General features: G+C 63.7%; 16 protein-coding genes, 1 tRNA gene and 1 pseudogene. 2 read left to right on the top strand and 16 right to left on the bottom strand.

From position 1 onward, the window contains the following. Nucleotides 1-62 precede the first annotated feature (62 nt). From ccmI to napE, 14 genes are read right to left on the bottom strand one after another with little or no spacing between them, the layout of a single operon-like run. Nucleotides 63-932, bottom strand: a complete 870-nt coding sequence (ccmI, locus tag L0U81_RS10020) for a c-type cytochrome biogenesis protein CcmI (RefSeq protein WP_233802209.1) — start codon at nucleotides 930-932, stop codon at nucleotides 63-65. Next, complete coding sequence (locus L0U81_RS10025) at nucleotides 929-1,402, bottom strand: cytochrome c-type biogenesis protein (RefSeq protein ID WP_233802211.1); 474 nt, start codon at nucleotides 1,400-1,402, stop codon at nucleotides 929-931. Before L0U81_RS10025 ends, ccmI begins: the two co-directional genes overlap by 4 nt. Then, on the bottom strand, nucleotides 1,399-1,935 hold the full coding sequence (locus L0U81_RS10030; protein WP_233802213.1) for a DsbE family thiol:disulfide interchange protein: 537 nt from the start codon (nucleotides 1,933-1,935) through the stop codon (nucleotides 1,399-1,401). Before L0U81_RS10030 ends, L0U81_RS10025 begins: the two co-directional genes overlap by 4 nt. Continuing rightward, a complete protein-coding gene (locus L0U81_RS10035) occupies nucleotides 1,932-3,986 on the bottom strand; it encodes a heme lyase CcmF/NrfE family subunit (protein WP_233802214.1) in 2,055 nt (684 codons plus the stop codon). The genes L0U81_RS10030 and L0U81_RS10035 overlap by 4 nt, the downstream gene beginning before the upstream one ends. Continuing rightward, nucleotides 3,983-4,468 carry a cytochrome c maturation protein CcmE gene (gene ccmE, locus L0U81_RS10040; protein ID WP_233802217.1) on the bottom strand — a complete coding sequence of 162 codons (486 nt, stop codon included), beginning with the start codon at nucleotides 4,466-4,468 and terminating at the stop codon, nucleotides 3,983-3,985. The genes L0U81_RS10035 and ccmE overlap by 4 nt, the downstream gene beginning before the upstream one ends. Further along, a complete protein-coding gene (locus L0U81_RS10045) occupies nucleotides 4,468-4,617 on the bottom strand; it encodes a hypothetical protein (RefSeq protein WP_233802219.1) in 150 nt (49 codons plus the stop codon). The genes ccmE and L0U81_RS10045 overlap by 1 nt, the downstream gene beginning before the upstream one ends. Continuing rightward, the gene (ccmC, locus tag L0U81_RS10050; RefSeq protein WP_233802221.1) at nucleotides 4,614-5,357 is read right to left on the bottom strand and encodes a heme ABC transporter permease CcmC; all 744 of its coding nucleotides are present in this window, start codon (nucleotides 5,355-5,357) and stop codon (nucleotides 4,614-4,616) included. The genes L0U81_RS10045 and ccmC overlap by 4 nt, the downstream gene beginning before the upstream one ends. A gap of 5 nt (nucleotides 5,358-5,362) precedes the next feature. Continuing rightward, on the bottom strand, nucleotides 5,363-6,031 hold the full coding sequence (gene ccmB, locus L0U81_RS10055; RefSeq protein WP_233802223.1) for a heme exporter protein CcmB: 669 nt from the start codon (nucleotides 6,029-6,031) through the stop codon (nucleotides 5,363-5,365). Further along, nucleotides 6,028-6,675 (bottom strand): cytochrome c biogenesis heme-transporting ATPase CcmA, encoded by a 648-nt coding sequence (gene ccmA / locus L0U81_RS10060; RefSeq protein ID WP_233802225.1) that lies wholly within the window; start codon nucleotides 6,673-6,675, stop codon nucleotides 6,028-6,030. Before ccmA ends, ccmB begins: the two co-directional genes overlap by 4 nt. Nucleotides 6,676-6,718: 43 nt before the next feature. Further along, complete coding sequence (locus tag L0U81_RS10065; protein WP_233802227.1) at nucleotides 6,719-7,333, bottom strand: NapC/NirT family cytochrome c; 615 nt, start codon at nucleotides 7,331-7,333, stop codon at nucleotides 6,719-6,721. 9 nt (nucleotides 7,334-7,342) lie between these two features. Continuing rightward, a complete protein-coding gene (locus tag L0U81_RS10070; RefSeq protein ID WP_233802229.1) occupies nucleotides 7,343-7,822 on the bottom strand; it encodes a nitrate reductase cytochrome c-type subunit in 480 nt (159 codons plus the stop codon). 12 nt (nucleotides 7,823-7,834) lie between these two features. Next, a complete protein-coding gene (gene napA / locus L0U81_RS10075; RefSeq protein WP_233802230.1) occupies nucleotides 7,835-10,318 on the bottom strand; it encodes a periplasmic nitrate reductase subunit alpha in 2,484 nt (827 codons plus the stop codon). Then, the gene (locus tag L0U81_RS10080) at nucleotides 10,290-10,625 is read right to left on the bottom strand and encodes a chaperone NapD (RefSeq protein WP_233802232.1); all 336 of its coding nucleotides are present in this window, start codon (nucleotides 10,623-10,625) and stop codon (nucleotides 10,290-10,292) included. Before L0U81_RS10080 ends, napA begins: the two co-directional genes overlap by 29 nt. A 37-nt stretch (nucleotides 10,626-10,662) precedes the next feature. Beyond that, complete coding sequence (gene napE / locus L0U81_RS10085; RefSeq protein WP_233802234.1) at nucleotides 10,663-10,818, bottom strand: periplasmic nitrate reductase, NapE protein; 156 nt, start codon at nucleotides 10,816-10,818, stop codon at nucleotides 10,663-10,665. 598 nt (nucleotides 10,819-11,416) lie between these two features. Here napE and L0U81_RS10090 point away from each other — a divergent pair. After that, the gene (locus L0U81_RS10090; RefSeq protein ID WP_233802236.1) at nucleotides 11,417-11,653 is read left to right on the top strand and encodes a hypothetical protein; all 237 of its coding nucleotides are present in this window, start codon (nucleotides 11,417-11,419) and stop codon (nucleotides 11,651-11,653) included. 289 nt (nucleotides 11,654-11,942) lie between these two features. Here L0U81_RS10090 and L0U81_RS10095 read toward each other — a convergent pair whose 3' ends face one another. Further along, nucleotides 11,943-12,221: a DUF4148 domain-containing protein gene (locus tag L0U81_RS10095; RefSeq protein ID WP_233802238.1), complete on the bottom strand. Its 279-nt coding sequence runs from the start codon at nucleotides 12,219-12,221 to the stop codon at nucleotides 11,943-11,945. Between the two features lie 597 nt (nucleotides 12,222-12,818). On the opposite strand from L0U81_RS10095, the pseudogene L0U81_RS33690 reads away from it, so the two are divergent. After that, nucleotides 12,819-13,109 (top strand): annotated as a pseudogene (locus L0U81_RS33690) (tyrosine-type recombinase/integrase); the annotation flags it as partial. Nucleotides 13,110-13,275: 166 nt separating this feature from the next. Here L0U81_RS33690 and L0U81_RS10105 read toward each other — a convergent pair. Further along, nucleotides 13,276-13,360, bottom strand: a tRNA-Leu gene (locus L0U81_RS10105). Nucleotides 13,361-13,373: the final 13 nt, after the last annotated feature.

Below are 13,373 nucleotides of genomic sequence, written 5' to 3' on the forward strand. Positions count from 1 at the left end.
ACCGATATTACGCATAGTCGCGCTCATCGACAAGGTTGGGCATTTTCCAGCCGTTTCGCATCCTAGCGAGCCTGACCATCACGCGCCGTCGCCATGAGCGCACCGGCCGTCTCGATGTTGCGCTGTGCCTGTGCCGCGATCTCCGGATCTCCTGCGGCCTTCAGCTGCTCCCAATACTGCATGGCCTGCCGGTAATCACGCCGGTCAAGCGCTGCGGACCCGGCGAGCGCAAGCGCCTTCACATTGACCGGATCGAGCGCGAGCGCCGCCTGAATGCTTTGCAGCGCCTCCCCGTTCAGGTCCCCGCCACGCAGCGTCGCCAGCGCGTCTGCATAGTCCGCGAGAAGCTCCGGGTCCGCGTGCGTCAGAGCGAGGGCGCGACGATATGCCGCCACGGCATCCTCCACACGCTCCAGCACGACATAAGAACGCGCCAGCATCGCCCACGCGGCGGCGTCGTTGGGTTGTTCGCGCAAACGCATGGCGAGCCGGCTCACGACATATTCGAGCGAGCCTTGCGAGTCCATATGCTGAACGTTCTGCGCGCCGTCCATGCTTTCGATCGCGACGGCGACCGGATCGCCGATCCGCATGTACAGAACCAGAGCCCCCGCTGGCAGCAGTGCCACCAGCAGCGCCGCAACAACAGGGCGCATCACGTTGCCAGCCCACCGGGAAGCGGTTGGTGAACTGGGGTCACGGGCTTCATCAACGAGCCGTCGCTCGAGCTCACGCTGTGTCCGAGCCCGATGCTCCGCAGGCATGAGGCCGCTCGAGCATTCCTGTTCGAGTTCGGCCATCCCCGAGCGATAGATGGCGACGGCCATCGTCCGCGGGTTCGCGCGTGAATCCGGCCCGTGCCAGAGCGGAGCGATCACGCACGCGAGTGCGATCACCATCATCACGGCAAGGATCAGCCAGAAGGTCGTCATCGTACTGGGCCCTCCTCCTCATCGCCGCGTAGGGCCCCGGCACTCGCGCGCTCGTCAGCGTCGAGCGCGGGAATAGTCAGGTCGCGCCGAACAGCGATGCTGCGCCACATCGCGAACGCCCCTGCCACGAGCACCATGAGCGGACCAAGCCAAAGCGCCCAGGTCGCGGGCTTCATTGGCGGCTGGTACAGCACGAAGTCTCCATAACGATGCACCATGTAGGCCCTGATCTGCTCGTCGGTTGCACCTCCTCGAACCTGGTCCCGAATCTGTGCGCGCAGGTCGGCGGCGAGTTCGGCATTCGAGTCCGCGAGGCTCTGGTTCTGGCACACGACGCAGCGAAAGCTCTCATCCAGTTGCCGCAAGCGCGCGTCGACGCCTGATTCGCCCGATGTCGCCATGACGCACACGGGTGCCAGTGTCATCGCGACCACGAGACAGGCGGCCGGCAAGCGTGCGCGGCGCCTCATGACCCGCCCTCGCTTTGCAGCTTGCGCACGAGCGGCAGAATCACGCTGTCGATGCTCGCGCGCGTGAGGGGGCCAGCCTCGCGGTAGCGCACGATGCCCGCGCGGTCGACCACGAACGTCTCCGGGACCCCGTACACCCCGTAGTCGATCGCGGTTTGTCCCGTGCGGTCGACGATCGACGATGTATAAGGATCACCCGCCTGCGCGAGCCATTGCAGCGCGCTCGCCCGGTCGTCCTTGTAGTTCAGCCCGAACACGGGCGCGACGTGCCGGCGCGACAGCTCGACGAGCGGCGCCTGCTCGTCGCGGCACGACTCGCACCACGACGCCCACACGTTCAGGATCCATACCTCGCCGCGCAGGGCTCGCGTGGACAGGCGCTGTTGCGGCTCGTTCAGTTTCGGCAGATCGAATTCCGGCGCCGGCTTGCCGATCAATGCCGAGGGCAGCCGGCGCGGATCGTGCCGCAGCCCGACCAGCAGCAAGGCCACAAGCGCTGCGAACATCGCGAGCGGAATCAGAAAGCGCTTCATCTGCCCGCCTCTCCTGCCGGTGCCGCGCGTTTCGCGGCAACCGGCACATCCCGCGCAGCTGCCATCACCTCGGGCAGCTTTGCGCTGTCGGTCACGGCGGATGTCTCTTGCGTACGATGCCGGGGAACCAGACGGTAGCGGCGGTCGGTCGCGGCAAGCAATCCGCCTAGCGCCATCAGCAGACAGCCGCCCCAGATCCAGCGCACGAAGGGTTTGATCTGGATGCGAATCGACCAGGCGTTCGCCCCGACCGGCTGATCGAGCGCGACGTAGAGATCGCGCAGCACCCCGCGGTCGATGGCCGCCTGCGTGATCGGCGTGTTCTGGACTGCAAACACGCGCTTCTCGGGAAACAGCGTCGCAACGGGTTCGCCGCCGCGGCTCGCCACGAGCGTCGCACGCGTGGCCTGATAGTTCGGCCCCGCAACGCTGCTGACGCCCTCGAAGCGAAACACGTAGGCATCGACCGTGACGCTCTCGCCTGGCCGCACCACCACGTCGCGCTCGGTTTCGTAACCCTTCACGAGCGTAACGCCGACAATGAAAACACCGACGCCAGCATGCGCGATCCACATGCCGTACGTCGCGCGCGGCACGCTGGCGAGGCGCACGAAGATCGATCCGCGCAAGGCGCGCAGGCGCTCGCGAACGCTCACGGCAACGCTCGTGAGCGTCCAGGCGGCGAGCAGCACCCCAAGACTCACGAGCGGGCGCCAGCTTCCCAGCAGCCACGGCAGCACGAGCGCTGTGAGCACGCTCACGAGCGCTGCCCAACGCAGCCGCACGGCGAGATCGGGAACGCGCGCCGACCTCCAGCGCGCGAGCGGCCCGACACCCATGAGGAAAATGGCCGGCGTCATCAGCGGCACGAACACGCTGTCGAAATATGGCGCGCCGACGGATATCTTGTCGGCGCCGAGCGCGTCGAGGATCATCGGATAGAGCGTGCCGAGCAGCACCGATCCCGCCGCGACCATCAGCAGCAGGTTATTCGAGAGCAGCAACGCCTCGCGCGATACCGGCTCGAAGCCCGCACCAAGGCCGATTTGCGGTGCGCGCCATGCGAACAGCAGGAGCGCGCCGCCCGTGATCAAGGCAAGAAACGCGAGAACGAAGATGCCGCGCGCGGGGTCCGAGGCAAACGCATGCACGGAGGTGACCACGCCCGAGCGCACAAGAAAGGTGCCGAGCAGGCTCAGCGAAAAGGCGCAAATCGCCAGCAGCGCGGTCCAGCTGCGAAAGCTGCCGCGCTTTTCGGTGACGACCAGCGAGTGAATCAGCGCCGTGCCCGCGAGCCACGGCATGAACGACGCGTTTTCCACCGGGTCCCACGCCCACCATCCGCCCCAGCCGAGCACGTAGTAGGACCAGCCGCTGCCCAGCGCGATGCCGAGCGTGAGGAACATCCATGCCGCCGTGGTCCACGGCCTCGACCAGCGTGCCCAGGCCGCATCGAGCCGCCCGGCCAGCAACGCTGCAATCGCGAACGCGAAGGCGACCGAAAAGCCGACATAGCCCATGTAAAGAATGGGCGGATGCATCACCATGCCGGGGTCTTGCAGCAGCGCGTTGAGATCGCGGCCGTCGATGGCCGGCGGCAGCAGGCGCGCAAACGGATTCGACGTGAACAACATGAACGACAGAAAGCCCACGGCAATCCAGCTCATCACACCCAGCACGCGGGCCACCAGTTCCATTGGCAACTGCCGGCTGAAACAGGTCACGGCGACCATCCACAGCGTCAGCAACAGGACCCAGAGCAGCAGCGAGCCCTCGTGTCCGCCCCAGACGGCCGCGAGGCGATAGACGTCAGGCAGCGCCGAATTCGAGTTCTCCGCCACGTAGACGACGGAAAAATCGTTGCGCCAGAACGACCACGCGAGCGCGCCGAAGGCGAGCGCGACGAAAGCGAACTGCGCGCGCGCGGCGGGCCACGCGACGCGCATCCAGCCCGCAATGCCGAGTTGCGCGCCGAGAAGCGGCAGCACGCCAGTCGTCAACGCGAGCAGCAAGGCGAGGATCAGCGCGAAATGGCCGATCTCGGGAATCATCGCTGCGCTCCCGCGCTCGTGAGGCTCGTGGCAACGCGCACGGCGGCGGGAGCCGGCGCATCCGTCGTGTCGCGCAGCGCGCGGCCCAGCTCGGGCGGCGTGTATTTTTCGTCGTGCTTCGCGAGGACTTCGTCTGCGTGGAACTGGCCATCGGCGCCGAGTATGCCCTGTGCGACGACGCCGCTGCCCTCGCGAAAGAGGTCCGGCAAGGTGCCGCGGTACACCACCGCAACGGCCGACGCCGTATCCATCACGACGAAGTGCACCGTCAGCCCATCGGCATCGCGCCTGAGCGTATGGCGCTCGACGAGCCCGCCGAGCCTGAACCGGCGCGCAATAGGCGCCTCGTGCGAGGCAACCTGGCTCGGCGTCACGAAGAACATCATGTTGGCGCGCAGCGCGTTCAACACGAGCGCGCACGCCAGTCCGGCACTGCCGACACCGGCGGCGAGCCATGCCAGGCGGCGGTGGCGCGCTTTCACTATTGCTCCGCGCCGCGACCGGCACGCGAGCGCGACTGGCCGCGCACGATCCACGCCTCGAGCCCGAGCAGGCCGAATGTCACGACGAGCGCTGCCGTGAGATAGGGCGTAGCCCCAAGCATCGTCATCACGCCGGTCAGGGTGTTCATGCTGGACGCTCCTCGACATGGACCTGCCAGGATGACACGCTCTCGCGCTCGCGCATGATGACGCGCACCCGCACGAGCACGATCGCGATCGTGTAGCACCAGAATCCCGCGGTCATGACGAGCAGGCCCAACGCCATCGACGCGCTCATCGCCACGCCACTGCCGAAGCCGAGTGACGGCCCTTGATGCAACGTGTACCACCATTGCACCGAAAAGAAGATCACCGGAATATTGACCACGCCGATCAGCGCGAGCACGGCGCACGCACGGTCGGCGCGCCGCGTGCCATCGATGGCCGCGTGCAGCGTCATGAAACCCGCATAGAGGAACAGCAGGATCAGCTCCGAGGTGAGCCGTGCATCCCAGACCCACCACGCGCCCCACGTGGGCTTGCCCCACAGCGCGCCTGACACGAGCGCGAGGAACGTGAAAAGCGCACCGGTAGGCGCAAGCGCCTGTGCCATCATGGCCGGGAGCCGCGCGTTCAGCACGAGATCGAGCGCGCAGTATCCGGCCATCACGACATAGATGAACATCGACATCCAGGCCGCGGGAACATGCACGAACATGATGCGGTAGACATCACCCTGGCGCGCGTCCGCAGGGGCGATTGCGAGTCCGATAACGAGCCCGGCGCACACCAGCAGTACAGCGAGCGCGCCAAACCCCGGCGCGAACCGCTTCGCGACACGGTCGAATGTGCCTGGCGACGCATAGCGGAACCAGTTCACGCGCTTCATGTGCGTCACTCCATGACAATGCGCAACGCCGCCGCGCTCGCACAAGGGCAAGCCCAGGCGCCTACGCACAACGCTGCGCCGAGCAGCGAGAAGCTCGCCTGCATGCGTCCCGGCACCCCCGTCGGATCCGCCGCGCCAACCCCGAAGATCAGCACGGGAACGTAGAGCGGCAACACCAGCAGGGCCAGCACGACACCGCCACCGCGCACGCCGAGCGTGAGCGCGGCACCCATCGCGCCGATCAGGCTCAGCAACGGCGTGCCGACGAGCAAGGTGGTCATCAGATAGAGCGTCTCGCGCCCGCCCAGCGCGTACTGAAGCGCGACCACGGGAGCCAGAAGCGCGAGCGCGAGCCCGCTCGTCAGCCAGTGTGCGACGATCTTGCCGAACACGATGGCCGGCAACGGCAGCGGCGAAAGCAGCATCTGCTCGAGCGCGCCGCTCGCGTAGTCATTGCCGAACAGTTGCCCCGCCGACAACAGCGCGGCGAACAGCGCCGTCACCCACAGCACGCCCGGAGCGATCATCTGCAGCGTTCCGGCGTCGGTACCGATGGCAAGCGGAAAGAGGCTCGCGGCGACAACAAAAAACATCAGTGCGCCGAGCGTCACACTGCGTCTGCGCCAGCTCAACATCAGTTCGCGGCGGATGATGCCGCCAATCACGTCGATCATCGCCCGTTCCCCCCAAGATAGAGGTGGCGCGTGCGGTGAAAGCCGCTGTCGAGCGGTCGGTGTGTCGTGAGCGCGACGATACCTCCCTCGCGCAGATGCGCGTCGAGGCATTCGGTGAGCCAGCGGGTCGCGTCCGCGTCGAGCATGTCGGTCGGCTCGTCGAGCAACCACAATGGCTTGCGCTCGAGCATCAGGCGCGCCAGCGCGACCCGGCGCCGCTGGCCCTGAGAGAGTTGATTGAGGCGCGTGTGCCGCAGCGGAAGCAGTCCCGCTTGCCCGAGCACTTCCTCCTCGCGCGCATCGGCTGCGCGATCGCGGCCTGAATGCCCGCCGGCTTCGCCAAGCAACGCGGAGAACCGCAGGTTCTCCTGCACGGTCAGGTCGTCGCTGACACCGTTCGAATGCCCGACAAAAGCGAGCGCGCGACGGAATTGCCGGGGCACGCTACGCACATCCTCGCCGCGCCAGCAGACCCTGCCGCGGGTGAGCGGCAGAAGACCCGCGAACGCACCGAGCAGCGTCGTTTTTCCGCTGCCGTTCGCGCCGTGTATCTGCAGCGCCCATCCGGCCTCGATGCTGAGGTCGATGCCGCTCACGATCGTCCGGCCGCCGCGCTCAACGGCAAGCTGCTCTATGGAATACATGCACGAAACCGTTCGGATAAGCCCAGCGTGATGTCCGTGTTGCTCACTGCTTCTGCCCATTACCCTCCTGAGCGCCTTCCTGCGCTGCCGCCATGTTCGGCAAGCGGTGCGCGATGCCCTTGTGACAGTCGATACAGGTTTTCTGACCCGTCTCCAGATAGCGCGTGTGCGCTTCCTGCGCGCGCGGACTCTGCCGCGTGAGATCCATGTGCTCGAACGAGTGGCAGTTTCGACACTCCAGCGAATCGTTCGCCCTGAAGCGGGCCCATTCGTTTTCAGCGAGGTCGAGGCGCCTCGCCTCGAACTTCTCGCGGGTGCTTACCGTGCCGAACACCTTGGCCCACACTTCCTTCGACGCCTGCATCTTGCGCGCGATCTTGTTGGTCCAGTCGTGCGGCACATGGCAGTCCGAGCACTTCGCATGCACACCCGTGCGGTTACTGAAGTGAATCGTCGTTTTCAGCTCGGCGTAGGTGTTGTCGCGCATCTCGTGGCAGCCAATGCAAAACGCCTCGGTATTGGTCCATTCCATCGCCGTGTTGAAGGCGCCCCAGAAGACCACGCCCGCAACGAAGCCGCCCAGCGTCAGAAAGCCAAGGCTGAAATACACGCTCGGCCGCGTGATCGTCCTCCAGTAGCGTCGGATCAAGTCGCGCATGTGACTCCCCTATTTCTTCCGCGCCTGCGGTGCAGCCTGCGTCCTGATGTCCTCGATGCCTGTAAAGGTATTGGCGACCAGCGGCTTCGCGTCAGCCTGCGGGACGTGGCATTGCGTGCAGAAATAGCGGCGCGGAGCGAGATGCCCGAGCGTCTCGCCGGCACGGTTCGTATAGTGCGAGATGCCGATCGGCACGGCTCCGCTCTGCGCCGCGCGGCTGCCGGCGTGACAGTCCAGACATTTGTTCGCATTCCTGTCGAGCTGGTAGCCATCGATCTTGTGCGGAATCGTCGGCGGCTGCTGCGCGTAGGCCCGCCCGCGAATCACATCGCTGTTTTCCGTCGGCCGCATCAGGGGCGGACTGGGTTCCTCGTTTAGCGGCGTCGTGCCTCGCAGCGGGTCATAAAAGGGCTTGCTGGGGACCGTGGGTTGCGCCCCGGCCGCCAATGCCAGGACCGAGGCGATCACGAGCGCAATCCAGGTTCTCATGGCGTGCTCCGCTTAGGCCCTGACGATCCGGACCGCGCACTTCTTGAAGTCGGTCTGCAGGGAAATCGGATCGGTGGCGTCGAGGGTGACCTTGTTGATCAACTGGCTCGAATCGAACCACGGCACGAAGACCAGCCCGCGCGGTGGCCTGTCGCGCCCGCGTGTCTCGACGCGCGTGCGAATATAGCCCCTTCTCGACATCACCTTGACCTCGACGCCGCGGCGCACGCCGAGCGCTTTCGCGTCGTCGGGATGCATGAAGCACACCGCATTGGGAAACGCGCGGAATAGCTCGGGCACCCGACGCGTCATCGAGCCCGAATGCCAATGCTCGAGCACGCGGCCCGTCACGAGCCAGAACGGATATTCCTTGTCGGGCGCCTCGGCGGCCGGTTCGAAAGGCAGCGCGAAAATGACGGCGCGGCCGTCCGGATTGCCATAGAACTGCCAGCCGGTGCCCGCCTTCACGTAGGGATCCGTGCCTTCCCTGTAGCGCCACAGCGTTTCCTTGCCATCCACCACCGGCCAGCGCAAGCCGCGCGCCTTGTGGTAGTCGTCGAATGGCGCAAGATCGTGGCCGTGACCGCGGCCGAACTGCGCATATTCCTCGAACAATCCCTTCTGGATGTAGAAGCCGAACGCCTTCGCCTCGTCATTGGGAAAGCTGCTGTCGACCTCCTTGAGCGTAAACTTGTCCACCTGTCCGTTGCGATACAGAATGTCGTAGAGCGTCTTGCCTTTGTATTCCGGCTTCTTCGCCAGCAGGTCCTCGGGCCACACCTCCTCGACCTTGAAGCGCTTCGAAAACTCCACGAGTTGCCAGAGGTCCGAGCGCGCGTCGCCGGGTCCCGACACCATCTGATGCCAGAACTGCGTGCGCCGCTCCGCGTTGCCGTATGCGCCCTCCTTCTCCACCCACATCGAAGTAGGCAGGATCAGGTCCGCCGCGACAGCCGTCACGGTGGGATATACCTCCGAGACCACCACGAAGTTGGCGGGATTGCGATACCCCGGCAAGCCCTCCTCGTTCATATTCGCCGCGGCCTGCATGTTGTTGTTGACCTGCACCCAGTAGGCATTGAGCTTGCCGTCGCGCAGCATCCGGTTCTGCAGCACCGCGTGAAACCCGGGCTTTTCCGGAATCGTGCCGGGGGGCAGCAGCCAGATGTGTTCCGCCTCCTCGCGATGCTTCGGGTTGGTCACCACCAGGTCGGCAGGCAGACGATGCGAGAACGTTCCCACTTCGCGCGCGGTGCCGCACGCCGACGGCTGACCGGTCAGTGAAAACGGACTGTTGCCGGGCGTCGAGATCTTGCCGGTGAGCAGGTGCAGGTTGTAGACCATGTTGTTGGCCCACACGCCTCGCGTATGCTGGTTGAAGCCCATGGTCCAGAACGACACGACCTTGATGTTGGGATCGGCATACAACTGGGCGAGCCGGTCGAGTTTCGCTTTCGGCACGCCCGAGACTTTCGTCACATAAGCGGCGTCGTACTTCGAGACGAACTTGGCAAACTCGTCATAGGTAATGAGCTTCGAGCCGCCGGCGTCCTTGGCGTTCTTAGCCGCTTTCTCGAGTGGATGGTCAGGGCGCAATCCGTAGCCGATGTCAGTGTTGCCTTGCCTGAACACCGTGTGCTTGTCGACGAAGTCACGATTGACCTTGCCGTTTTTGATGATGTAGTTCGCAATGTAGTTGAGCACCGCGAGGTCGCCCTGCGGCGTGAAGATGATCGTCTCGTCGGCAAGTTCGCAGGAGCGGTGCTCGAACGTCGAGAGCACCACGACTTTGGTCTTCGGCGCACTGAGCCGGCGCGCCGTCACCCGGGTCCATAGCACCGGGTGCATCTCGGCCATGTTCGATCCCCACAGCACGAACGCATCGGTCTGTTCGATATCGTCGTAGCAGCCCATCGGCTCATCCATGCCGAACGTCCGCATGAACCCCACCACCGCGGAGGCCATGCAATGACGCGCATTCGGGTCGAGGTTGTTGGTGCGAAAGCCTGCCTTCATCAGCTTGACGGCCGCGTAACCTTCCCAGATCGTCCACTGACCGGAGCCGAACATGCCGACTGCTGTCGGCCCGTTGTCCTTGAGCACCCGCTTCCACTGCTCAGCCATCACGTCGAAGGCCTGATCCCAGGAAACCGGCGCGAATTCGCCATTCTTGTCGTACTTGCCGTCCTTCATGCGCAAGAGCGGCGTTGTCAGCCGATCCTGGCCGTACATGATCTTCGAGAGGAAATAACCCTTCACGCAGTTCAGCCCGCGATTGACTTCCGATTGGGGATCCGCGAGCGTTGCCACCACCTGCCCGCTCTTTACGCCAACCAGCACACCGCAGCCGGTTCCGCAAAACCGGCACGGCGCCTTGGACCATTTGAGGTCATCGTCCGCGGCAAGAACCTCGCCACCCGGCAGCGTGATACCGGCGGCGGCTGCCGCCGCCGATGCTGCGGTCTGCTTAATGAATTCGCGACGGGTCAGCTTCATCGACAAACTCCTCGTGCATCGATTCGATGTCCTCGTGATGCTGATAGACGAGGGCGAAGGAAAGGATGCCTGGCAACGCACTGATCGCGCTGAGCTGCTCTTCGATTGACGAGGAGCGCATACCTTCCAGCGTGACGACCATCCGGCCGTCAGCGGTCACCGCATGAATGTGTGCGCCGGGGAGCATGCCGATGGTGCGGATGATGCTGTCGCACCGATCGCTGTGCGCGTATACGACGATCCCGGCGACATGAAGCTCGCGGGGCGCGGCCGCGTCGCCTACTGTGCCTGGCACATCGACCCTCATGCTGACCTCCACGTCGCCGTCACTGAGCCGCTACCGATCAGCGCGGCGGCCCGCCGATCAGCATCTGATAAAACCACACCGCGAACCCATATGCCGCGATCAGCGCCACCGTCAGCACGGGAACCATGACAACGGTCAGGAACAGGAAGCTGCGCAGCTCCTCTGACTTTCGCACCGGGTCAATATCGCTCATCAGACGAGCCTCGTTTGGTCACGCTCAAGCTGCACAAATGATGGGCATGAATGCCTCTGTCATTCGCGTCGTCGTCCGGCCCTCTTTCGCGTAACCGGTAGGCGGTGCGGAACAGGCGAGCGTCATCCGCCATCGCGAGATCAGGCGAGCGGTTCGGCTAATAGATTAGACGTACGGCCTTGTCGGCGGTATCGGACTTTGGTCCGATACCGTCCGCCCCGGCGTAGAGGTAGCGGCTGGCGCTGCCAGGAAAGCGGCCGCGGCCGACCCGGTGGCGGTTTGGTGGCGAGCGGCATAAAAAAGCCGGTAAAGAACTGCCCGAAACAATCAAGACTGGAAGTATCGAATTCGCCTTAAATCATTGTTTTCGTTGCGAAACGACGCATTCCGAACGATCCGTCCATAGTGCACGTGGTGGTGGGGGGACTGCGTTTTCGACCGGCCACCTCTGGGCAATTTTTGACGTCCGCTCACATGGAAATATCCAGTTTCAGAACTCACAAGCCCGTCGTCAACACTGTGGACGTCTGCAGCGTTAAGAAGTTGAACGGTGAGAAACCGTCCCGTCACCTGAACGGGAAACTTGCTGGAGCGGAACATGAAAAACACCAACGAGCAGTCCCTGCGTTGGCAGGTCGAAAAATGGCTCGCACCGGCTTCCGCGACACCCCTTCGTATAACCCGATTCGGTCGCACCGGATGGCATGGGCAACGCTACGTGTGCGTCGAGACGTCGTCACCAGCCGGAACCCGCGCATTGTTCTTCTTCAGGCACGATGACGGCAGTTGGTGCGTATTCCCGCAGACTGCCAAAAGCCGGAAGCTGGCTGCATAGCATCCTCTCGTTCAGGCGACCATCGCCACCCACGTTTTGACGACGGTCGCAAGTTTGCAGCCGCTAATCGTGGTACTCGTGATTCAAACTGGTACGCGGGCCGGTGTGCAGCTGTAGAGCCTCACTTCCGAAGTGATGCGCGAAGCGCACCGTCGCGTTGAGCGTTACTGCGGGGCGATGCGAAACGCTACCGGACAATGCAGAGGCAATCCCGCAAGGGCTGATTACAAGGCTTGTCGGCGGTGACGAAGCAGCGGCTGGCCGCTGCCCCGGAATCGAACCCCTGTTTTTATTGCCCGCCATACTCCCTGTTTATTCGGTCGAGTTCACCCGATTGGCGCGCACGCACATATTCCTGATAGACCTGGGCCCGCGTTTTGCCCATTGACATGCCTGACTCGCTGGTCGTGGCAGGGACACCGCCAACAGAGTCTGTCGAAGACGGGGCGGGAGTGGTGGCCTGGGTTGCAGGCGACGTCGTCTGGGTTGCAGGCGGCATCGACTGGGCCTGAACGTACCCGAAAGCGAGAGCGGCGACACAAAATGCCGCAAGTTTGAGCAGTTTCATATCCATGTACTCCATGTAATGTGGTTCGGTCGCTCGAACCAGACTGGAGGGGCCGTTCCAGATAATCCCGACCCGACCTCGGCGACACCCCGTACGTACGGGGCCAATCAGTTACCCCGGTAGATATCGCAGGACAGCCCAACCGTACACGGGGTCCCGTACCGGCTGCGCGTACCCGTTTGCGTTCCCGTCATCGGCACGCTTCCTAATGAGGTGTCTCCCATTTGTGCCGCCGTCGATGCAGCATCCGGCTGTGCAGATGATGGCTTTGCCTGGGCAGATGGAGCGCGCCGCGCATCCTGCAAATGCGCGACTCCGGACGAGGCCTACCGGCAGACCGCACTTGCCGATTTGAGTATAGGTTTCATTCTGGCACCTTGGTTTATTGTCAACGCCGACTGAAATCTGACCCACCTGGGTCCTGTGTCACGCGGCTGTTGTCACGCCTGCCCGCGCTCCTGTTTGTCCTGCCTTTCGCGTGTCCTTGAGCCGGTAGCTCTCGCAGCTGATTTGCACGATGACTGCGAGAACAGGTTCAGAAATTCCTCCAGCATTGTGTTTTTCCTCCGTTAAACGGCAAGCAGGACAAGGCGGCCTCGTGTTGTTCCGTTGACGGGGAAAGCCGCGCGCCTGCTGCGGCCAGTCGCTCATCGAGCGCAGTGCTTTACGGTGTCGTCTGCGTCTCTCGATGCGCTGTTTCGGAAGGTCCGCGACCAACTCCTAATTGATGGCTTGCACTTCCATGATTCACGGGCGGAAGCGCTCACCCGACTGTCGCGGAAGGTCGACGATATGACGCTTGCCAAGATAAGCGGGCACAAGGATTTGTCCATCCTTCAACACACGTGCTACCGCGAATCGGCCGAGCAGATCGCCGCGCGTCTATAGCGTGTGCAGTGCCGTGTGCAGAGTGTGTGCAATCGCCAATGCACGTACCGAAACTCGATGCACTTTCATGCACAGTTTCTTGTTGCTGAGAGGCTTGCTGGATAAGGCTTGGAGCCGGAAAGTACAGTATTTCTTGACTTTCGGAGGGGGTGTGCAGCTGCTGTGATGGTGCCGGGGACCGGACTCGAACCGGCAAGCTGTGAAGCGGCGGATTTTAAGTCCGCTATGTTTACCAATTTCATCACCCCGGCAGGGGTCGCAATC

The organism is Paraburkholderia sp. HP33-1, from assembly GCF_021390595.1.
Lineage (GTDB): Bacteria > Pseudomonadota > Gammaproteobacteria > Burkholderiales > Burkholderiaceae > Paraburkholderia.